This window comes from Bradyrhizobium sp. LMG 9283 (assembly GCF_045571415.1).
Classification (GTDB): Bacteria; Pseudomonadota; Alphaproteobacteria; order Rhizobiales; family Xanthobacteraceae; genus Bradyrhizobium.
In genome coordinates this window covers 5,476,357-5,496,359 of the sequence record NZ_CP120691.1, presented here as the reverse complement: position 1 = coordinate 5,496,359, position 20,003 = coordinate 5,476,357, and the positions used below count along the sequence as shown (strand labels likewise).

16 protein-coding genes are annotated in these 20,003 nt (G+C 60.9%); 12 read left to right on the top strand and 4 right to left on the bottom strand.

Annotated features, from left to right (window positions below; all coding sequences use genetic code 11):
- Window positions 1-77: 77 nt before the first annotated feature.
- The gene (locus tag P6U29_RS26090) at window positions 78-824 is read left to right on the top strand and encodes a C13 family peptidase (protein WP_407112952.1); all 747 of its coding nucleotides are present in this window, start codon (window positions 78-80) and stop codon (window positions 822-824) included.
- A 922-nt stretch (window positions 825-1,746) separates the two neighbouring features.
- Here the strand turns inward: P6U29_RS26090 and P6U29_RS26085 are convergent.
- Window positions 1,747-2,625, bottom strand: coding sequence for a GNAT family N-acetyltransferase (locus P6U29_RS26085; RefSeq protein ID WP_407112951.1), 879 nt, complete (start codon window positions 2,623-2,625; stop codon window positions 1,747-1,749).
- 329 nt (window positions 2,626-2,954) lie between these two features.
- On the opposite strand from P6U29_RS26085, the gene P6U29_RS26080 reads away from it, so the two are divergent.
- The 3 genes from P6U29_RS26080 to P6U29_RS26070 all read left to right on the top strand — a co-directional run bounded on the left by P6U29_RS26080 (window position 2,955) and on the right by P6U29_RS26070 (window position 5,914).
- A complete protein-coding gene (locus P6U29_RS26080; protein WP_407112950.1) occupies window positions 2,955-3,878 on the top strand; it encodes a 2-hydroxyacid dehydrogenase in 924 nt (307 codons plus the stop codon).
- A gap of 13 nt (window positions 3,879-3,891) precedes the next feature.
- The gene (locus tag P6U29_RS26075) at window positions 3,892-4,248 is read left to right on the top strand and encodes a cupin domain-containing protein (RefSeq protein WP_407112949.1); all 357 of its coding nucleotides are present in this window, start codon (window positions 3,892-3,894) and stop codon (window positions 4,246-4,248) included.
- 208 nt (window positions 4,249-4,456) lie between these two features.
- Window positions 4,457-5,914 carry an NAD-dependent succinate-semialdehyde dehydrogenase gene (locus P6U29_RS26070; protein WP_407112948.1) on the top strand — a complete coding sequence of 486 codons (1,458 nt, stop codon included), beginning with the start codon at window positions 4,457-4,459 and terminating at the stop codon, window positions 5,912-5,914.
- Between the two features lie 123 nt (window positions 5,915-6,037).
- Here the strand turns inward: P6U29_RS26070 and P6U29_RS26065 are convergent, their stop codons facing one another.
- A complete protein-coding gene (locus P6U29_RS26065) occupies window positions 6,038-6,727 on the bottom strand; it encodes a haloacid dehalogenase type II (RefSeq protein WP_407112947.1) in 690 nt (229 codons plus the stop codon).
- Window positions 6,728-7,062: 335 nt separating this feature from the next.
- On the opposite strand from P6U29_RS26065, the gene P6U29_RS26060 reads away from it, so the two are divergent.
- Window positions 7,063-8,439 (top strand): aspartate aminotransferase family protein, encoded by a 1,377-nt coding sequence (locus P6U29_RS26060; RefSeq protein ID WP_407112946.1) that lies wholly within the window; start codon window positions 7,063-7,065, stop codon window positions 8,437-8,439.
- Between the two features lie 63 nt (window positions 8,440-8,502).
- Here the strand turns inward: P6U29_RS26060 and P6U29_RS26055 are convergent, their stop codons facing one another.
- Window positions 8,503-8,979 carry an Lrp/AsnC family transcriptional regulator gene (locus tag P6U29_RS26055; RefSeq protein WP_197959097.1) on the bottom strand — a complete coding sequence of 159 codons (477 nt, stop codon included), beginning with the start codon at window positions 8,977-8,979 and terminating at the stop codon, window positions 8,503-8,505.
- Between the two features lie 113 nt (window positions 8,980-9,092).
- Entirely contained in the window at window positions 9,093-10,418 is a 1,326-nt protein-coding gene (locus P6U29_RS26050; RefSeq protein WP_407112945.1) for an NAD(P)/FAD-dependent oxidoreductase, read from the bottom strand.
- 672 nt (window positions 10,419-11,090) lie between these two features.
- On the opposite strand from P6U29_RS26050, the gene P6U29_RS26045 reads away from it, so the two are divergent.
- The 7 genes from P6U29_RS26045 (at window position 11,091) to P6U29_RS26015 (ending at window position 19,974) form a co-directional block, all read left to right on the top strand.
- Window positions 11,091-12,779 carry an ABC transporter ATP-binding protein gene (locus P6U29_RS26045; RefSeq protein ID WP_407112944.1) on the top strand — a complete coding sequence of 563 codons (1,689 nt, stop codon included), beginning with the start codon at window positions 11,091-11,093 and terminating at the stop codon, window positions 12,777-12,779.
- A 9-nt stretch (window positions 12,780-12,788) separates the two neighbouring features.
- Window positions 12,789-14,453 carry a peptide ABC transporter substrate-binding protein gene (locus P6U29_RS26040; RefSeq protein ID WP_407112943.1) on the top strand — a complete coding sequence of 555 codons (1,665 nt, stop codon included), beginning with the start codon at window positions 12,789-12,791 and terminating at the stop codon, window positions 14,451-14,453.
- A 55-nt stretch (window positions 14,454-14,508) separates the two neighbouring features.
- On the top strand, window positions 14,509-15,459 hold the full coding sequence (locus P6U29_RS26035) for an ABC transporter permease (protein ID WP_407112942.1): 951 nt from the start codon (window positions 14,509-14,511) through the stop codon (window positions 15,457-15,459).
- A 38-nt stretch (window positions 15,460-15,497) separates the two neighbouring features.
- Window positions 15,498-16,376, top strand: a complete 879-nt coding sequence (locus P6U29_RS26030) for an ABC transporter permease (protein WP_407112941.1) — start codon at window positions 15,498-15,500, stop codon at window positions 16,374-16,376.
- 53 nt (window positions 16,377-16,429) lie between these two features.
- Window positions 16,430-17,740, top strand: a complete 1,311-nt coding sequence (locus tag P6U29_RS26025) for an NAD(P)/FAD-dependent oxidoreductase (RefSeq protein ID WP_407112940.1) — start codon at window positions 16,430-16,432, stop codon at window positions 17,738-17,740.
- 240 nt (window positions 17,741-17,980) lie between these two features.
- Entirely contained in the window at window positions 17,981-18,778 is a 798-nt protein-coding gene (locus P6U29_RS26020; protein ID WP_407112939.1) for a GNAT family N-acetyltransferase, read from the top strand.
- A 146-nt stretch (window positions 18,779-18,924) separates the two neighbouring features.
- Entirely contained in the window at window positions 18,925-19,974 is a 1,050-nt protein-coding gene (locus P6U29_RS26015; protein WP_407119426.1) for an alanine racemase, read from the top strand.
- The last annotated feature ends 29 nt before the right edge of the window (window positions 19,975-20,003 follow it).

Below are 20,003 nucleotides of genomic sequence, written 5' to 3'. Positions count from 1 at the left end.
ATGGAAATTCACTGTAATTCCGCTATTTTTGTATTGAGCCGCAATTCGGTAGCGGCGATCTCGAAACGGGGTTTTGCATGACCTCTGGGTCTTGGATCAGGCGGCTAGGCGCGCCGTTCGTCGCTTTAATTTTGATCGTCGGGCCGTTGGTTTCGCCGGTACGCGCTATTGAGGAAGCTCGAAAGGTTGGCGTGGTGTCCTTTGGTCTTTTCGGCGATCAAGGCGTGTTTAGAGCTGAGGCGACTGGCGCAGCTCAGGTCGTAGCGGGCCGTTTCGAGACTGGTGCGATCGACGTACAATACAATTCGAAGAAAGGCGGAACTGCAACGATCGAAGCGCTGGCTAGGTCGTTGCAGGTTGCAGCCAACCGCCTGGATGCCGAGAAGGATGTTCTCTTTCTGATTCTCACCTCGCATGGCTCTCCCGACGGCCTTGCAATCAAGGCGGGGCGGCTCACGCAAACCCTTACGCCGTCTCGTCTTGCTGACATGCTCGCCAGGACGGGCGTACGACACAAGGTGGTGGTCATCTCGGCTTGTTATTCTGGGGTCTTTATCCCACGTCTCGCGAATCCCGATGTGCTGGTCATCACGGCGGCCGATGCCAATCATCCCTCTTTCGGCTGTCAGGACAAGGCGAACTGGACTTATTTCGGCCATGCTTTTTTTAACGTCGCGCTCCGGCAAGCCGTGAGCCTGAAGGATGCGTTTCTTGATGCGCGCTCGCTTGTCCGGAAGCGAGAACTGCGGGAGCGTTTCGAGCCGTCTAATCCCCTCATGGCAGGAGGCGAAAACGTGCAGCCATTGCTTGTTGCACGCCCTTGAACGACCGGCCGCGCGCCGGAGTTTATCGCTTGGGGTACAATTCCAGAACAGCCAAATCATGATGCTGGTGTCGGGGCGCGGCCGCCCTTCGATTCCGCGAAATCATTTGCTCGCTGCCGATATCGGAGATCGTGGCCTTCTAACATCTGCACTGCGCAAGGGCTGATCTGCCGCGGTCCGTTACGTCGTGCATCAATCGAATGATTGAAGAAGGTAACGCAAGTTGGTCGGGTGTGGGGAAAGGCGGTAGCGCTCCCCTATGGGCGACGATGCGTTTGGAGGGGTTGTCATTGGCGGCACATGATCAGGTTTCTGGACAGCCTTCAGGGCAGGAGGCGGCGAGTCAGCTGTTCGAAGCGGAGCGATCGAAAATTTTGATTCGCACTCTCTCCGCCATTTCCGCGCTTCTGTTCGTCAAACTATGACCCTCTACGATCGTACGCGTTTCGTGCGGCCTTGTACTCGTGAGCTAGCGACCCAGGTTCTATCTGTGACTGCGGTCGCCGCGAGAGAGCGTTGGGGTTGCCATCGACACTAACGTACGGACCGGCGCCATCAATGCCCGTCGAGACTAGTGCTGCAAAATCCGAGTTTTGCGATTCACTGCGCTGGCTTCGCCGCGGCAGCAGCTTCCCAGCTCGGCTCGACCCGGACCATGTACCTGGTCGAGGACCACCTTTGAAAACAGCAACGACCATTCTCTCTCTCGTATTCATCGTCAAGGCGCCCGCCGACTATGAATGCTCTTGCCATTGAGGACTGGACGCCCGTCGAGATGCCTGGAGCCTCTGCCGCCGTCACCGTCGATTTCGACGACATGCGCGTGGATGAACTGGCGCACGCAGCGCTGCCGAGAAAAACCATTTGGCCGCATCCGCCATGGGTGCGCGGCGACCTTCAGTGGACGATTCGATTCACAGCCTCAGCTCAACGCGTGACCGGCCAATCCGTAGACCCACGGCTCGTTTTCCTTTCGGTTCAGGAATCGCCGTCCCTTGGACATGGTCGTGACTGTGTCGTTCATCCCGAGGCGGCTCTGTTGAAGAAAGTCCGCAAACAGACCCGTCTGCTCCCGCGTATCTACACGGGCGAACCTTCCGGCGAGATCCTTGAGATGCACGGCCGTGAGATGGATCGCGTCACAATCATTGCTGGCGACGATCGGGCCGATCACATGACCGCGCCCGAATTCGCGCTTCATGGAATAACCGACCGCCTCTCCACCCCGGCGCAGGACGGAGATTGACGCACCTTCAGAAAGCAATGCAAGCAGCTTCTGACGGTTGGTTCCGAACGCGCGTTCATCTAGGACTGCGATCTCTTCGATATTCCCGGTGGACAGCGAACTCAATTCGCCGTCGAGAGTCGGCACTCGCGGGGGTGGTGACACGACTTCTCCTTGCCACAGATACACCGTGGCTTCCTTCGTGAAGCCCAGGGAAAGATACAGATGATACGCGGCATCGGTCGAGTTGAGGCTCAAATTCCGGTCGCCACACCGCTCAAACACCTGCTCCATGAGCCAGCGGCCAGTACCTTGAGCCTGGGTTCGAGGCGATGTGATCACCAAGCCAATGGTCGCGAAATCGTGGCCATGCGGGAACCACATCGCGCTGCCGAAGACCCGCCCGATGCCATCAACGGCGACGATGCCATGGCCTGCGCGGCGCAAAAAATCCCAGTCCTTGGGTCGATGCGGCCAGCCAACCCCAGTCGAGAGCGCGTGAAGCAGCTTCACATCAACGTCATTGATGTCCCTCGCGGCCAGTTCAAAGGACTTCACGCGTACCGTTCGTCCCATTTTCCCTCGTCCATTCTTCCTAGGATGCCGGACTTCGCCGCATCCCGTCTTTTCTCTCCCGCCACAATAGGGATAAGGCAGCGGGCGTATTTCGCCGCACTATCGCACGGAAACCCAGCAGGTTTCCCCTGTTTGGGCCGTCTTTTCGAAATCTTCAGCGTGTATTGCAACGCAATTCGGCAGGGAAAACTCCGGCTTGCAGCTACCCTCTCGACGTTCGGCAAACTGTGCAAGCAGAGTGGGCCGCCGTGAATGCTCAAAAAGTCTTGCGAGGCTAATCGGTTTTCCCGGCGTCGTCGACACGCCAGGCGAGGCAGAGGCGTGCATCGATGGCATTTCTTTTCAATTCTGATGCTGCCAGGGGGGCAGTCTTCCGGGAGGCTTTTGCGTGCGAGCTCCCTGATCTCGAATTCTATCATTGTAGCGAACCTATCGACCCGGGGAAGGTACGCTACCTGCTGACCTGGAACGTGCCAGACGATGTCTCGCGCTTTCGCAATCTGGAAGTGCTCTTTTCCATCGGCGCCGGGGTTGATCAGTTTAAGCCGGAAACCATACCCGGCCACGTGAAGCTCGTGCGGATGGTCGAGGATGGCATCATTCGCATGATGCAGGAATACGTCGTCCTTGGCGTGCTGACCCTCCATCGCGAGATGCTTGCATATCGGCAGCAGCAGGGAAGGGGGCTATGGCAAGCCCTTGCAGCGCCTCAGGCGGCCGATCGGCGCGTGGGCTTTCTCGGTTTCGGTATGCTGGCGCAAGCCGCGATCGATCGCCTGAAGCCGTTTGGATTTCCGCTTTCGGCCTGGAGCCGCAGCAAGAACGCAGTGGAGGGTGTGAGCTGCTTCCATGGAGAAGGTCAGCTCGGCAACTTCCTGAGCGGAACAGATATTCTCGTCTGTCTGCTGCCCCTGACGGAGCAAACGCGAGGCATCCTGAATGCAAGGCTCTTCTCTCTCTTGCCGGCGGGAGCGAGGCTCCTGCATGTTGGTCGCGGCCCACAGCTTGACCAGGGCGCACTCGTCGCGGCGCTCGATAGTGGCCACCTCGCAGCAGCCATGCTCGACGTCACCGATCCCGAGCCACTGCCGGAGAGCCATCCCCTCTGGTCCCACCCGAAGGTGATCATCACGCCGCATATCGCGTCCGTGACCCAACCGCATACGGCGGCACAATCGATCATAGAGAACATCCGGCGCCACCGCGCCGGACGAAATCCGATCGGCCTCGTCGATCGAACACTCGGCTACTAACAGGAAAAATGCCATGTCACTTCTGGTCACCATCGACACCAATCCGGATTTCGCACCGAAGAACGCCTTGTCCGCTCCGGAACGGCTCATTTCTGGCAATCCATCGTTCAAGACCTGGGCCCAGGACGCCTCCAAAGGCGAGAAGGTGCTAACCGGTGTCTGGGAAGCAACACCCGGCGAGACCCATTCCATCAAGGGCACCACCTTCGAGTTTTGCCACATTCTCTCGGGCCTCATCGAAATCGAGGAAAAGGGTGGTGGGACCAGAAGGTACCGCGCCGGCGACAGCTTTGTGATGAAACCCGGCTTCGTCGGGGTCTGGCGCACGATCGAGACCGTGCGAAAGATCTATGTCTGCCATTATGACTGAGACGATGCTGAGGGCAGCACTAGAACGGCCCTCAGAATAATCGACCTTCGGGGCCGCGTCTGACCAGATTCAACGCGGCCAGACGCTTCATTCTCAATGAAAAATGCGGCGTGCGTTCCTGTATTGCTCGCATGAAACGGCTTCGTCTCGCCAATCGCAAATCCAAGCAGTGATGGCGGGGGCGGGCCCGAAGGCAAGGAGCAAGCCCATGATTGCATTGAAGGACACGGATCTGTTCCGCCAGCAAGCGCTGATCGGCGGCACTTGGCGGGATGCGAGCACGAAAGCCACCGTTGATGTCACCGATCCTGCGAGCCAGAAAGTGCTTGGCACCATCCCCGACATGGGCCGAGACGAGACCGGGGCAGCGATCGACGCCGCGGCCGCTGCGTTCAAGCATTGGAAGATCAAGGCTCACGGCGAGCGTGCAGTGCTGTTGGAGCGCTGGTATGAGCTCATGCGGCAACATGAGCAGGATTTGGCTCTTCTGCTGACGCTGGAGCAGGGCAAGCCGCTTGCTGAAGCGCTCGGGGAAATCCGCTATGGAGCATCCTTCGTCAAATGGTTTGCGGAAGAGGCGCGCCGGATCAACGGATCGACGATCCCGTCCCCCACTGTCGATCGCCGTATCCTGGTGCTGAAGGAGCCGGTCGGGGTCTGCGGGATCATCACGCCCTGGAATTTCCCCAACGCGATGATTACGCGCAAGGTGGCGCCTGCGCTTGCCGCCGGCTGCACTGTGGTCATCAAGCCGTCCGAGTTTACGCCCTTTTCCGCCCTCGCCATCGGTGTCCTGGCGGAGCGAGCGGGAATTCCAGCGGGCGTGATCAACGTCGTGACCGGCATGCCGGCGGAGATCGGCAAGGAGCTGATGGCCAACGAAACCGTCCGCAAGATCTCGTTTACCGGATCGACCCGCGTCGGCGCGTTGTTGATGAAAGGTGCTGCCGACAACATCAAGAGGCTGAGCCTCGAGCTCGGTGGCAACGCGCCGTTCATCGTCTTTGACGATGCAGATCTCGATCGGGCTGTGGAGGGCGCGATTGCGTCGAAGTTCCGCAATGGGGGACAGACGTGCGTCTGCTGCAACCGCATCCTGGTGCAAGCAGGCATCTACGACTCCTTTGCGCAGAAGCTCGCCAGCCGGGTCGCGAAAATGAAGGTCGGCCCCGGTACGGAAGACGGCGTCGCGATCGGGCCGATGATCAACGGCGCGGCGATCGAGAAGATCAAGCGGCATGTCATGGACGCCCTTAATAAGGGCGCAAAGATCATCTCGCAGAGTGAAACGGTGCCGGAAGGTCGGCAATATGCCCGCCCTCTCGTGCTCGGTGGCGCAACGACTGAGATGCTGCTCGCTTCAGAAGAGACCTTCGGGCCGGTCGCACCGCTCTTCCGCTTCGAGACCGAGGACGAGGCCATTGCGATCGCAAACGGCACGCCGTATGGCCTTGCCGCCTATTTCTACACCGAGAACCTCAAGTGCTCGTGGCGTGTTGCCGAGGCGCTGGAGTTCGGCATGGTCGGATTGAACACAGGCCTGATCTCGACCGAGGTTGCGCCTTTCGGCGGTGTAAAGCAGTCGGGCTTGGGACGCGAGGGATCCCAGCTCGGGATAGAAGAATATCTCGAGACCAAGGCGCTTCATGTCGGCGGGCTGGACTGAGCGGTCCATCGGATCAGTAGCTGAAACAAGAAGGGAGCGGTCGTACCGCCCCCTTTTCCTTCACGGCGCACCGATTTCTATTTGAGCTTTCGAAGAGCTGAAGCTCCGCGAGAGAAACTGCGCTCAAGCGCTTTTGCGCAGGGGCTCCAGGCCGACTGCCGCAGCAAGCCCGTCGATGCCAGCGACCTCGGTATATTCATAGAAGGGATTTGCGGGCTCGTGACCGCGGTTCACCCAGACCTTGCTCTTGATCCCCAGGTCGTAGGCGGTCATCAGGTCGTAGCGGAAGGAGGAGGAAACGTGGGTAATGTCTTCCGGGCCGCAGCCCAGCTTGTCCAGCATATACTCGAAGCCCTTCATTTGCGGCTTGTAGGCGCCGGTCTCCTCCGCCGTGATGACCATGTGGAAGGGGGCGCCGAGCTTCTCAACGTTCGACATGATGAGGTTCTTCATCGAATTCGACAGGATGACCAGTGGAATCTCCCTGGCAACCTTGGCCAGACCCGCCGGGACGTCGGCGTGTGGACCCCATGTGTGGATCTCTTCATTGATGTGCTGCGCATGCTCCGGCCGAAATACGATACCGTTGCGCTTGCACGCGCGCTCCAGCGCATTGTGCACGACCTCGAAGTACGGCTTCCAGGCGCCGAGAACCTCGTCCAGGCGATAGGCTGAAAAATCCTTGATGAGCTTTGCCATAGCGGTCGACGAGAGCTCGGAGCCATAGACTCTCCTTGCCGCGCCGGCCATGTCGAAATTGGTCAGCGTGCCGTAGCAGTCAAAGGTGATGTATTTGGGTCTAAACGTCGCCATGGCTCGAATCCTTCTCCAATCCTCACGCACCGCTTGTCGGTACGGCAAGCATCATAGCCAGCAGCCAACCAGATAAAGCACCGCTATCGCGACGGCGGGAGCAGATTGTGTCGTATCGGATCAGAGCTTTGGCAGAGAGTTGCGCCAAGGGGCGGTTCGAGTTTGACGGTCGCTGCCGGTCCGTCCCTCAAGCCTGGCATAAGATGCCGCTTCGATCGTCAATGAAAGTCAAAACGCCCTCCGTCCATAGGCTGCCCAGGAGCAACTGCTGTCTTCTGCGTCCTACTGTGAGCCCGAAGACATCGGGGTGGCCGCACAGGGATCTGGAGGACGGCATGTTGAGCAACTCGCTGATTGAACTCGACCGCGCGCATCTGATTCACCCGGTCGCATCCTATCGCAGCCATGAGGCGGCGGGCGTGCGCGTGCTGAAATCAGCGAAGGGCGCGACGCTGACCGATGTCTCGGGACGTCAGTTGCTCGATGGTTTTGCGGGTCTGTGGTGCGTCAATGCCGGCTACGGCCAGGACAGCATCGTTGAAGCGGCTACGAGGCAGTTGCTCGAACTGCCCTATGCGACGGGGTATTTCGGATTGGGCTCCGACCCGGCTATTCGGCTGGCCGCAAGACTGGCTGAATTAGCACCTGGCGATCTGAACCATGTCTACTTCACGTTGGGCGGCTCCGATGCCGTGGACAGCACGATCCGGTTCATCCGGTACTATTATCATGCCAAAGGTACGCCGCAGAAGGACCAGTTCATTTCCGTCGAGTATGGCTACCATGGATCGTCGACGGCCGGATCCGGCTTGACCGCGCTGCCCGCCTTTCACGCGGGATTTGGGGTACCTTACAGCTGGCAGCACAAAATTCCGTCGCACTACGCTTATCGCAATCCTGTCGGTCCACATCCGCAGGCTATCATTGCGGCCTCGGTCGCGGCCTTGCGAGCCAAGATTGCCGAACTGGGCGCAGATCGGGTCGCCGCCTTCTATGTCGAACCGATTCAGGGTTCAGGAGGCGTCCTCGTTCCGCCGCCGTCTTGGCTGAAGGCCATGCACGCTGTTTGCAAGGAACACGATATTCTGTTCGTTGCCGATGAGGTCATCACCGGCTTTGGCCGTGTCGGTCCGCTCTTCGCCTGTGAAGAGGACGACGTCGTGCCGGATCTTATGACCACGGCAAAAGGACTGACGTCGGGCTATGTGCCGATGGGGGCGGTTCTCATGTCCGACCGCGTTTACAACACGATTGCGGATGGCGCGGGCAAGTCCGCGGTCGGCCACGGCTACACCTATTCCGCACATCCCGTCAGCGCAGCCGTCGGGCTCGCGTGCCTCGATCTTTACCAACACGGCTTGCTGGAGAATGGTCGGAAAGCCGGGCACCGCCTGATGGAAGGCCTTCGCGCGCTTGCCGATCATCCGCTTGTCGGCGATGTGCGTGGTCGCGGCATGCTGGCCGCAATCGAGCTCGTCACCCATAAAGAGCGCAAGACGTCCCTGCCGGCGGAAGCCGAAGCGGCGCGCCGCATTTTCGACCGCGCATGGGACAACGGCCTCGTCATCCGCGCCTTTGCCCAGGGTGTGCTGGGGTATGCGCCGCCGCTCTGCTGCACGGATGCTGACATCGACGGCATCATCGATCGAACAAGGACCACGCTCGACCAAACGCTCGAAGACAAGGACGTCCGCGCGGTGATGAAAGGATGATCACCGCGTCTGCCGATCGGGGGCGAGTGGAACTCAGCCCTCACCGAGGTGGAGGACTGTTCATCAGCTGTTGAAGATGCTCTCGAGAGGCAGATGGGATTTCACGATTGGCGACTTCAGCACGACAAAGCTGAAGTATTTGTCGATGCCGATATCCATCTCGACGAGACGTTCCATGACCGCCTGGTATTCGCTGATCCCTGCGGTGATGAATTTTACGAGATAGTCGTACCCGCCCGAAACCAGATGGCACTCGACGACGGAATCGACCTTTTCGATCGTGGTGAGAAAGCGAGCGAAATCGATCTGCCGGTGGTTCTTCAGCGTGATTTCGGCGAAGACCGTCAGGGTTTGTCCGAGCTTCGCAACGTCAATCTGGGCGGAGTAGCCGGTGATGAAGCCTTCCGTCTGCAGCCTCTTGACGCGCATCAGACATGGGCTGGGAGAAAGGTTTATCAGCTCCGCGAGCTCGACGTTGGAAATCCGCCCATTCTTCTGCAGTTCGCACAGGATCCTGATGTCGATCTTATCGAGCTTCATAGCAATGCCATGAGATGGGTGCCAACGGCGTCAAGGCTTTGAGGGTTCAGCGTCATATGAATGTCATAGCATCAGCCGACATCTTTTCCCACCGGACCGTGGAAATTGCTCTCTTAGAACTCGCTGACCTTGCCCCAGGCGCTCCCTTTCAGCCGCTCCGGCCTGTAGGGACGCGGATTGACGATCGGCGCCCGACCAGTGATGATGTCCGCGATCATATGCCCCGCGCCGGGGCCAATTCCGAAGCCGTGGCCGCTGAACCCCGCCGCAAGAATGAAGCCTGGAATCGACTCAACTTCACCGATTGCCGGAATGCCGTCCGGCGTGCTGTCGATGTAGCCGGCCCAGACATTTGAGATTGCGAGGTCCCGGAGTTCGGGCAGCAACTTGCAAGCTCGTCGATGTGTCAGCCGAATCTGCCTCGTGTCGGGGCGGGGATTAAGTATCCGGTTCAACTCCATCGGCGTCACCTCATCGAGCGCCCATTTCACCAGGGATTCATGGCCTTGCCGCAAGCCCTCGAAGGTCCCAGGGCTAAGACTTCGCCACCGGCGGGCGAACATGGGCAGGAATTCGCGGCCGAACCTGAACTGCTGCGGCGTCGGATCGACTCGCGCGCGCCCGCTGATGGCGACCGTGTATCCGCCGTTGCCACGCCGCGTGAGCGACACCAGCGCAGTGTGCAGGGCATCAGGCAGACCGGCCCCGCCAGGAGCCACGGCGAGAATGGACTGGCGCACGGACGCCTGCGGAAAACGAATTCCAAGCTGGTTGCAGAACGAGGACGCCCACGCGCCTCCTGCCATAACCGCCGTTTTCGTCCGGACCGTGCCGGCTTCGGTCACCACGCCGCTGACCCGGCCGCCACTGAGCTCCAAGCCGCGCGCCGCGCATTGCTGGTGCACCGTGCCACCCGCCGCCATGATCGCACGCGCGGCGATGGGTACTGCCTTTGAGGTATCTGCCGTCCCGTCGGTGGGAGAGAAGACGCCACCTTTCCACTTGCGGCCTGTGACCTTGCCTCGTTCGCTCGCTTCTTCCGCACTTAACATGTGCGTCGTAACGCCCACAGTCCTGGCGAAGTCACGCCACTTGGCCCAGCCCTCAAGCTCGCTTTCGTCGTTCGACAAATACAACAGGCCGCAGCGGCGGAAGCCGGTATCTTCACCGGTCTCATGGGCAACCTTCTCCCAGAGATCGAGGCTCTTGGTTGCAATCGGCAACTCGCGCGCGTCGCGGTTCTGTTGGCGGCACCATCCCCAGTTGCGGCTGGATTGCTCGGCGGCGATGCGGCCCTTTTCAAGCAGTGCGACCTTGAGGCCGCGACGGGCGAGATAATAGCTCGTGAACACGCCCACCACTCCGCCGCCGATCACGACGACGTCTGCCTCTCGAGGCAGGGAAGGGCTGGATTCGATGTGCATGAGTGGCGGGTTCATGGGGGCTGGGACTCCAATGCTTGGCCGTATCGTATCCGAGCAGCTGCGGCAGGCGCGCTTCGGACTTTCGTGGTTGGGCGGAATTTCCTGCGGTTTACGGCTTGCGGTGCAGGCAGTTATTGCAAAGATATTTGGATTGCACGCCATCTCATGGGCGTGAAGACTGACGGGTGGTCTCTGCAATGAGATCTGCGTTTTCGTGACCTGCAGGCAAACCTCAGCCGAACATGCGCGCCGGCAGCCGCAGACCGAAATGCCAAATCGGGCTTCGTTTTTAGAACTTCATGCTGCCTGTCTGGCGCGTTTCGGCGACTCCGGGATGATTGAAGCGGTCAGAGTTATGAATACCGGATCAATGTCGATCAACGGGCAGAATTCAAAAGGTGACGCGCGATGGGCCTTGTCTGGGAGGAGACCTTTGCCGAAGCGATAGGCGCCAATGGCAGCCTCTCGGACCTCGGCTCATTGTTCGAGCGATCCATTCGACTGCTCGCCCGCGCTCTGCGACGCCTTTGCCTGTAGAGCAGCCAGCTCTGAATCATGCCGTATTCACCGCGCGGAGAATGGCAGAATGAGCGAGTTGTTGACCTGTCCGAGCGTGGCCGCGGCAAAAGTGGCCGAAGAGCCGATCCGCAACTTCACGGGACGGGCTTGAAAGGGGAGAATGTTCAGATGACCTCTGCCCCGCAGCCTTTAGCCTCGGAAGATGTGGCGCTCGCGGTCCGCGACCTGACCGTGAGCTTGCCGGCAGGCATGGAGCGGGCGCACGCCGTCGAGAACGTTTCCTTTGAACTGAAGCGCGGCCAGATCCTCTGCATCATAGGCGAATCCGGATCAGGCAAGTCGGTCACGGCCAACGCGATCATGGGCCTCTTGCCCAAGTCGATCCGCGTGTCCTCCGGAGCAATCCGTCTGGAAGGCATGGACCTCGTAGGACTCTCGCCGGAGAGTCTGCGCGATCTCCGTGGCCGTGTGGTCTCCATGATCTTCCAAGACCCGCTATCCGCTCTCAATCCGCTGATGACAGTGGGCGCGCAGATCGAGGAAGTGATGGCGGCGCACCGCATGGGAACGCCGAAATCCCGCCGTAGCCGCGCCATAGAACTGTTGACCGAGGTGGGCCTGCCGGATCCGCCGCTCATGTATCATCAGTATCCGTTCCGGCTCTCGGGCGGGCAGCGACAGCGGGTGATGATCGCCATGGCTCTGGCTCTGGAGCCTGCGATCCTGATCGCCGACGAGCCGACCACCGCACTCGACGTGACGACCCAGGCACAGATTCTGCAACTGATCCGCGACATTCAACGCCGCAAGGGAATGAGCGTGATGTTCATTACCCATGACTTCGGAGTCGTGGCGGAGATTGCCGATTCCGTTGTGGTGATGGAGAAGGGGCATTGCGTGGAGCAGGGGAGCGCCGAGCAGGTGTTGAAGTCCCCGAACCATCTCTATACGCGCCGCCTGATCGCGGCCGTGCCGCATCTGACGGGCAAGGACCGCGTCCCGGCGGAAGCTGCGGCCGCGTCCTCCATTCTGAAGGTCGAATGTCTGGTCAAGACCTACCGCAGCGGCAGTGCGCTGTTCGGTAGGCGCCGGATCGTACCCGCGGTCAATGGCGTGTCGTTCGACCTTTCGCCGGGACGCACCTTGGGCGTTGTTGGAGAAAGCGGCTCCGGCAAATCCTCGCTCGGGCGATTGTTGATCAAGCTCCTCGACAGCGACAGCGGCTCTATCCTGTTCGAGGGACGCGACGTTGCCCGGCTCTCCGAACCCGACTTTCGGCCGGTTCGGCCAAAGATCCAGATGATTTTCCAGGATCCATTTGCCTCGCTCAATCCGCGATCAACGGTCGGGCAAATTCTGACGGTCGGTCCGATCGCGCACGGAGTGCCTCACAAGGCGGCATGTGAGCAGGCGCGAGAGCTGTTGGCCCATGTCGGCCTGGATGTAGGAACCTTTGATCGCTATCCTCACGAGTTCTCGGGTGGCCAACGTCAGCGCATCGGAATCGCTCGGGCGCTGATGTTCAAGCCGAAGCTGCTGATCGCTGACGAAGCGGTTTCCGCGCTCGACGTATCGATCCAGGCGCAGATCTTGAAGCTTCTGGACCAGATTCAGCGGGAGACCGGCGTATCCATGATCTTCATCACGCACGATCTGCGCGTGGCCAGCCAGATCTGCGATGAAATCGCGGTCATGCATCGAGGGCAGATCGTCGAGCACGGACCGCCATCGCAGATCTTCCTGAATCCGAAATCCGCCTACACGCGAGAACTCGTCGCTGCCATCCCCGGCGAGCAGCAAAGCAGCGCCCGCGCCGTTGGAAGCCAATCGACACTGGCCGGACATAGCCACAAATGAGGAGGGGTCATGACTGAAGCAAAGACTGCATCGATCTATTCGCGGCGTAGCGCACTCCAGCTGATGATCGCCGGCGCGGCCGGCCTTGCCGGATCAAATCTGCTGGACAAACCTACCCACGCGCGCACTTCTCCGACAAAGCCAACCGGCCGCGTGATCGTCGGACTTGGACAAGAGCCGACCGTCTTCAATCCGCTGATGGCCCACATTGAAGTCGATGATGGCGTGCATTTCTCGGTCTTCGACGCGCTCTTCCGTATCGATCCTCAAGGCGTCATCCAGCCCAACCTCGCCGTGGAAGTTCCGAACCAGAAGAACGGCGGTATTTCGGAGGACGGTCTCAAATGGCGCGTTCGTTTGCGTGACGATGTCCGCTGGCACGACGGCAAGCCGTTCAGCGCCGAGGACGTGAAGTTCACTCTCGAACTGATTACGAACCCCAATTTCCGGAGTTGGCGCACGGCCGGCCATGCCCTCGTGCGCGACATCACGGTGATCTCGCCCACGGAGCTCTCGTGGCGAATGGAAGAGGCCTTTGCGCCGTATTTGTCGTTCCTGACCGAAACCTTCATCGTCCCCAAGCACATCCTCGAAAAGGAAGCCAATCCCAACAACGCCGCCTTCAACCAGGCTCCGGTCGGTACCGGCGCCTTCAAGTGGGGCAAGAGGGTTGCTGGTGATCATCTCGAACTCGTTGCGAACACCGAATACTTTGGTGATGGCCCTCACATCGAGAGGCTGGTCTTCAAATACATTCCCGATCTCACGGTCCTCTACACCCAGTTCAAGAGCGGCGACATTGATCTCGTAGGTCAGCCTTACATCACGCCCGATCATTACGGGGAAGCCAAGACGCTGCCGAATCGGGTGGTGACGCTCCTCCCAAGAGCCTCGTTCGAATCCTTCTATCTGAATCTCGAGCGCCCGCAGTTCAAGGAGCTTGCCGTTCGCGAGGCGCTCTACGCGGCGATCGACAAGGACGCGATCATTCAGGGGCTCTATTACGGCGTGCCGACCCCGACGGAGACGTTCATGCCGAGGCAGTCCTTCTTCTTCAACGCCAATCTGCCCTTGCACCAATTCGACGTGAATCGTGCGGGCAAGATCCTCGATCAAGCCGGCTGGGCAAAGGGCGCGGACGGCATTCGTGCCAAGAACGGCGTTCGCCTGTCCTTTTCCAATTCGACCACGTCGGGCGATCCGCTTCGCGAGCAGCTGCAGCAGTTCCTGCAACAGACCTTTGCGCAGCTCGGCGTCGAGATGAAGATATCGAACCTGCCGGCCGCCGTGATGTGGGGCGAGTTCTGGATGCAATCGCAGTTCGATTCCGTGATCGTCGGCAGCTCGTATCTGATTGGCGCCGATCCGGATGTCACCAATCGCTTGCACTCGCGCTCGATCGGAGCGAAGGGCGGCCGCGGCTCGAACAATGCGCAGTATGCAAATCCGGAGGTCGATGCCCTCCTTGACAAAGGCGCACGCACCTTCGATCCCGAAGCGCGTCGTGCGATCTACTCTCGTGTACAGGAACTCGTGCGCCGCGACCTGCCGTTCCTGCCGCTGTATCAGAGCAACTCGGTCGAAGGTCTCAAGAAGGGGATCAACGGATTCGTGCCGAATGGCAATACTCGCACGGAGTCCTGGAACGCGCTTGCCTGGTATTGGGCGAGCTGATGTCTTGCTGGACGGACCGCGGCGGACGGCATTGTCACGCTAATGGAGGACTCGAATGTCCGCCTTCCTGCTGAATCGTCTCTTCCAGAGCATCGTGCTGCTGGTGATCGTCTCGATCATCGGTTTCACGGTTCTCAACCTCATGCCGGGCGGACCCCTCGCGCAATTCGGGCTCGATCCCGGCATGACCCAGAAGGACGTCGAGCGGCTCGCTTCACAGCTGGGCCTCAATCGCCCACTGTGGATCCAGTATCTCGATTGGGCCTGGCGACTGATGCAGGGCGACTGGGGACACTCTTTCCGGGACGGCTCTTCCGTGCTTGCGGTGATCGGTCGCCATCTGCTGGCGACGCTGCTGCTGATGGGCACATCCACCGCATTGGCGATCGCAGCCGGCACGTGGATCGGAATCCGCGGTGCCACCCACCGCTATTCCCTCTTCGACTACTGCGCGACTGTCGGCGCCATGGTGGCGCTGTCCGTTCCGACGTTCTGGTTCGGCCTGATCGGCATCTACATCTTTACCCTGAAGCTGGGTTGGGTGCCCGCAGGCAACATGTACACGATCGGCGACGGCTCGGTACTGGACTATCTGCATCACCTGATCTTGCCGAGCCTGGTGCTGTCGCTCGTTCATGTCGCTATCTGGAGCCGTTACATGCGGACGGCAACGCTCGATGCGTTGAGTCAGGATTTCGTCAAGACGGCCCGGGCCAAGGGCGTGAGCGAACGCCGCATCTTGCTGAAACATGTCATCGGCAATGCGCTGTTGCCGATGATCACGCTGGCAGGAATGCAATTGCCGAGCATTCTCACCGGCGCGCTGGTCACGGAGACCGTGTTCACCTGGCCGGGCATGGGGCGGCTGTTTCTCGACAGTCTTGGCTACAGCGACTATCCGGTCGTGATGGGGCTGTTGATCTTCTCGGCCATCTTGGTCGTGTTGGGCAATCTGATCGCAGACATCGTGATCGCAACCGTCGATCCGCGCATTCGCCTGGCCTGAGCCTGCGGACCCACGCCAGATAAGAGGAGCCAGTAGATATGACCGCCATTGTCGCGCACGCAGCTCCGACCCGCTGGTGGAACAGCCGCGCTGTTAACCGCTTCATGCGTCACCATCTGGCACTCCTGGGAATCGCGATGATCACCCTGCTCGTGCTGGCGTGCGCGGTCGGTCCCTATGCCTTACCCTACGACTCGCTCCACATCGATCTGCGCGCCCGCTTTGCTCCGCCCCTGACAGGCCACCATTACTTCGGCACGGATCCCTTGGGGCGCGACCTCGCCGTGCGGCTGTTGATGGCCGGGCGCGTCTCGCTGGCGGTGGGATTCTCCGCGATGTTGCTTTCGACGTTGATCGGTACGCTCGTCGGCGTGATGGCCGGCTACCGCGGCGGCTGGGTCGGGGCGGCGCTGATGCGCACGGTGGATGGCTTCCTGTCCTATCCCTCGATCTTTCTCGTGCTGGCGCTGGCCGCAACGCTGCGGCCCAGCCCGGTGATGATCACCGTGATCATTGCCGTCACGAGCTGGATGGAGACTGCGCGTATCGTCGAGGCCGAGGTCCGTTCGCTGCGCGAGCGCGAGTTCGTCCAGGCTGCGCGCATGGTCGGGCTTAGCAGGGCGCACATCATGTTCCGCGAGATCCTGCCCAATGCCATGGGGCCAATCATCGTCGCCGCAAGTCTGGCCGTCGCGCGCGCGATCCTTCTGGAGGCCTATATCAGCTTTCTCGGCTACGGCATCCAGCCGCCTCTGCCCAGCTGGGGCAACATGCTCAATGGCGCCCAGCAATATCTGGCGAGCGCTCCCTGGCTGGCCATCATTCCCGGTGCCGCCATTACGATGGCAGTGACGAGCTTCAACTTCATCGGCGATGGCTTGCGGGATGCCCTCGACGTTCGAAACGACCACATCTGAACGATTTCAACCGAGTCGCGGCTGAACCTATCAACCATACGAGAAGAAAAGCCATGCACGCGCCGAGAGTTGCCGAGAAGGCCACGCCCTATTGGTGGGAAGCCGCGCCGCTTAAGCCGCCGCCTCAGCAGCCAATAGCCAAGAAGCTCGACGTGTTGATCGTGGGCGCGGGCTATGCAGGGCTCTCGGCCGGTCTGGTGCTGGCGCGCGAGGGCCGCTCGGTTGCGGCCTATGATGCCATGGACCCTGGCGAAGGAGCCTCGACGCGCAACGGCGGTATCACCAGCGGATCCATTCGGCCCGATTACGCGACGCTCACGCGCCGGTTCGGAGACGAGAAGGCGCTGGCGATCGAGGCGGAAGGCAAGGCCGCGCGCGAGTTCCTGTACGATTTCATCAGGACGGAAGGCCTCGCCTGCGACTTCCAGCCGGTGGGGCAGTTCAAGGGGGCCTTCGGCTATGAGCAATACGAGGCCATGGCGCGCACCGCGGAGAGGCTCGCAAAGAAACTTGGGATCGAAGCTTACGCAGTTCCCTATGCCGAGCAGCGCAAGTACATCGGCACCGATGTCTATCGCGGCGGTACGGTTCGGATGGACATCGGTGGACTGCACCCGGCGAAATTCCACGCCGAACTGCTGCGCGTCGCGCTCGCTTCCGGATTGACAGTCCACGCCCGGACGCCCGTGATCTCGATCGACAGAGATGGCTCCGGTTTCCGCGTGGTCACCGCGGCCGGTCCGGTGCAGGCGCGTCAGGTGCTGGTGTGTACCAACGGTTACACCGATGGTGCCGTGCCCTTCCTGCGCCGTCGGCTGGTCCCGGTTCGCAGCCGGATCATTGCGACCGAGGAGCTCGCTCCCGAAGTCATGGCGCGGCTGATGCCGAAACGCATGATGATCACCGAGAACCGGGAAGTCGGCTTCTATTATCGGCCTTCGCCCGATGGCAAACGCATCTTGCTCGGCGGCCGCGACAGCTCCCGCGTCGGCGATCCCGTGGCTCCGAAGCTGTTTCTCCGCAAAGGCCTGACAAATCTGTTTCCGGAGCTGGAGGCCGTTCGCCTCTCGCACAGCTGGTTCGGCAATGTGGCCATGAACCGCGACATGATTCCCCGCATCTTCGAGAAGGACGGTGTCGTCTACGCCAGTGGCTTCTGCGGTTCGGGTGTGGTCTGGGCGCCGTGGGTCGGTATGCGTGCGGCTCACAAGCTTATGGGCCATGAGGAGCGGGCACGCACGGCCTTTGACTTTCGGCCGCCGGCCTTCATCCCGTTCTATCGAGGCAATCCGTGGTTCATGCCCGCCCTCATTCAGGGATATCGCATGCGTGATCGTATCGCGCTGTGGCGTGCCAGCCGCTGACAGCAGATTGGCCGTTCTATCGCATCATCAATGAAATACTGTGCCGAACTTTGCTCAAGGCTGATTGCGTAATGCTGTCGTGCCAAAGGTACGCTGCAGATTATGCGATCATCAGATGGCCCTCGCCCTACCATCCGGCACCCCGAGCATGAGACGCCGATCAACATGACAACCGCAGCTTACGAGGCCCGAGATCGCGACAATGAGGATGTCGCTCTGCTTCCCTTTGCCAAAGCACATGTGGAAGGCGCCCTGAAGCTCTCGCAAGAGATGTCTTGGCCCTATCGGTTCGAGGATTGGGATTTCGCGCTGCAGTTGGGGCGTGGCTTTGTTTTGCAGCGCGCTGGCGTGGTTATCGGGACCGCGGCCTGGTGGCCGTATGGGGAGACTCATGCATCCGCCGGGATGATCATCATCGCGAAGGCCGCTCAGGGCCGCGGCTATGGCGCCCGGCTCATGGATGCGTTGCTTGCGTCGGCGCATCCACGGACCGTCGCGCTGAATTCGACGCCTGAAGGCATCATGCTCTACCGGCGCCGCGGTTTCATCCCGATTGGGATCATCCACCAGCATCAGGGAATTCCCAAGGAGCACTACGAGGCGCCGCAGTGGGGCCTCGTCAGGGCAATGGCTATGTCGGATTTCGAGGCGATCACACGGCTCGATCGTGAGGCGACGGGCTTGGAGAGGCAACGGCTGCTGGATCGGCTCGTCCAGAGTGGTGAAGGCTATGTTCTGCAGCGTGACGGCACGCCTCGCGGCTACGCCATCTCCCGCCTTTTCGGCCGCGGGCATGTCATCGGCCCTGTCGTGGCCGAAAGCCCGGCTGATGCCCGCGCGCTGATCGAGGCTGCTCTCGCGCACGTCGGGCGTGTCTTCGTCCGGATCGACACCTCTGCCTCATCTCAACTCGGGGAGTGGCTCGACGGCATCGGCCTGCAGCAGGTCGGCGATGCCACCACCATGATCTTGGGGGCGCAGCCGCGGTCGACTGGACCGGCGCGCGCCTTCGCGATCCCCAACCAGTCGTTCGGCTAGGAGAGATCGAAGTGCTACGGCAGGAGACGCGCGGAACGGATATCCAGAACGGCGAGACGGCCACAACGGTCAGTGCGTTGGCAACGCCGGCGCTCCTGCTCGATAGGGACCGGCTCGATCGCAATCTCGCCCGTCTGTCCTCTCGCATGGCCGCACGGGGCATCGTGCTGCGTCCCCATATGAAAACTGCGAAATCCATTGAGGTCGCCCGACACGCCCACCGGTCCGGGCAGGGGCCAATCACCGTCTCCACTTTGGCGGAGGCGGAGTACTTTGCGCGGCACGGTTTTCGGGACATGACCTATGCCGTGGGTCTGGCACCGCATACCGCCGCGAGGGCAATGCGTCTGCGGAAAGCAGGCATCGACCTCAAGGTGCTGCTCGATTCGCCTGAACAGGCGGCGATGCTCGGCGCGGCCGGTCGCGCGGCCGGTGTGACACCGTCCGCCTTCATCGAAATCGACTGCGACGGTCACCGCGGCGGGCTGACCACGATCGATCCCAAGCTCATCGCCGTTGCGGCGGCGCTGGCCGAGGCCGGTGTCAAGCTTGCCGGCATTCTCACCCATGCGGGCGAATCCTACGGACTCTGTACGCCCGAGGCCCTCATCGCGGCTGCGGAGACCGAACGCGCGGTGGCCGTCGCTGCGGCGAATGAGTTGCGGGCGGCGGGGCATGAATGTCCTGTCGTGAGCGTCGGCTCGACGCCAACAGCCCATTTCGCCGAAGACCTGACCGGCGTTACGGAGGTTCGGGCTGGCGTCTACATGTTTTTCGATCTGGTGATGCACGGTGTCGGTGTCTGCGCGACCGACGACATTGCGATCTCGGTACTCGCCACCGTGATCGGCACGAAGCCGGAAAAGGGCTGGATTCTGGTCGATGCGGGCTGGATGGCCCTGTCGCGGGATCGCGGCACTGCGGCGCAGCTGGTCGACCAGGGTTACGGTCTCGTCTGCGATCTGTCCGGCAAGGTCTATCCCGACCTGATCGTCACACAGGCGAGCCAAGAGCACGGCATCCTCGCCATCAGACCCGGATCGGCACGGGCTTTGCCGGATCTTTCGATCGGCGCGAAGGTCAGAATTCTGCCCAACCACGCCTGCGCGACGGCCTCGCAACATGAGCTGTACAATGTTGTCTCCGCCGGGAGCGAGGCAATCGAAACGCAATGGCCGCGGGTGCGCGGCTGGTAGATATTCGAACAGCCGTGTGTTGCCCGCTC

What these genes read in the sequence shown, in the direction of transcription:
- P6U29_RS26090 (WP_407112952.1), top strand. Translation starts at nt 78, where the DNA reads ATGACCTCTGGGTCTTGGATCAGGCGGCTAGGCGCGCCGTTCGTCGCT.
- P6U29_RS26085 (WP_407112951.1), bottom strand. Translation starts at nt 2,625, where the DNA reads ATGGGACGAACGGTACGCGTGAAGTCCTTTGAACTGGCCGCGAGGGAC.
- P6U29_RS26080 (WP_407112950.1), top strand. Translation starts at nt 2,955, where the DNA reads ATGGCATTTCTTTTCAATTCTGATGCTGCCAGGGGGGCAGTCTTCCGG.
- P6U29_RS26075 (WP_407112949.1), top strand. Translation starts at nt 3,892, where the DNA reads ATGTCACTTCTGGTCACCATCGACACCAATCCGGATTTCGCACCGAAG.
- P6U29_RS26070 (WP_407112948.1), top strand. Translation starts at nt 4,457, where the DNA reads ATGATTGCATTGAAGGACACGGATCTGTTCCGCCAGCAAGCGCTGATC.
- P6U29_RS26065 (WP_407112947.1), bottom strand. Translation starts at nt 6,727, where the DNA reads ATGGCGACGTTTAGACCCAAATACATCACCTTTGACTGCTACGGCACG.
- P6U29_RS26060 (WP_407112946.1), top strand. Translation starts at nt 7,063, where the DNA reads ATGTTGAGCAACTCGCTGATTGAACTCGACCGCGCGCATCTGATTCAC.
- P6U29_RS26055 (WP_197959097.1), bottom strand. Translation starts at nt 8,979, where the DNA reads ATGAAGCTCGATAAGATCGACATCAGGATCCTGTGCGAACTGCAGAAG.
- P6U29_RS26050 (WP_407112945.1), bottom strand. Translation starts at nt 10,418, where the DNA reads ATGAACCCGCCACTCATGCACATCGAATCCAGCCCTTCCCTGCCTCGA.
- P6U29_RS26045 (WP_407112944.1), top strand. Translation starts at nt 11,091, where the DNA reads ATGACCTCTGCCCCGCAGCCTTTAGCCTCGGAAGATGTGGCGCTCGCG.
- P6U29_RS26040 (WP_407112943.1), top strand. Translation starts at nt 12,789, where the DNA reads ATGACTGAAGCAAAGACTGCATCGATCTATTCGCGGCGTAGCGCACTC.
- P6U29_RS26035 (WP_407112942.1), top strand. Translation starts at nt 14,509, where the DNA reads ATGTCCGCCTTCCTGCTGAATCGTCTCTTCCAGAGCATCGTGCTGCTG.
- P6U29_RS26030 (WP_407112941.1), top strand. Translation starts at nt 15,498, where the DNA reads ATGACCGCCATTGTCGCGCACGCAGCTCCGACCCGCTGGTGGAACAGC.
- P6U29_RS26025 (WP_407112940.1), top strand. Translation starts at nt 16,430, where the DNA reads ATGCACGCGCCGAGAGTTGCCGAGAAGGCCACGCCCTATTGGTGGGAA.
- P6U29_RS26015 (WP_407119426.1), top strand. Translation starts at nt 18,925, where the DNA reads ATGGCCGCACGGGGCATCGTGCTGCGTCCCCATATGAAAACTGCGAAA.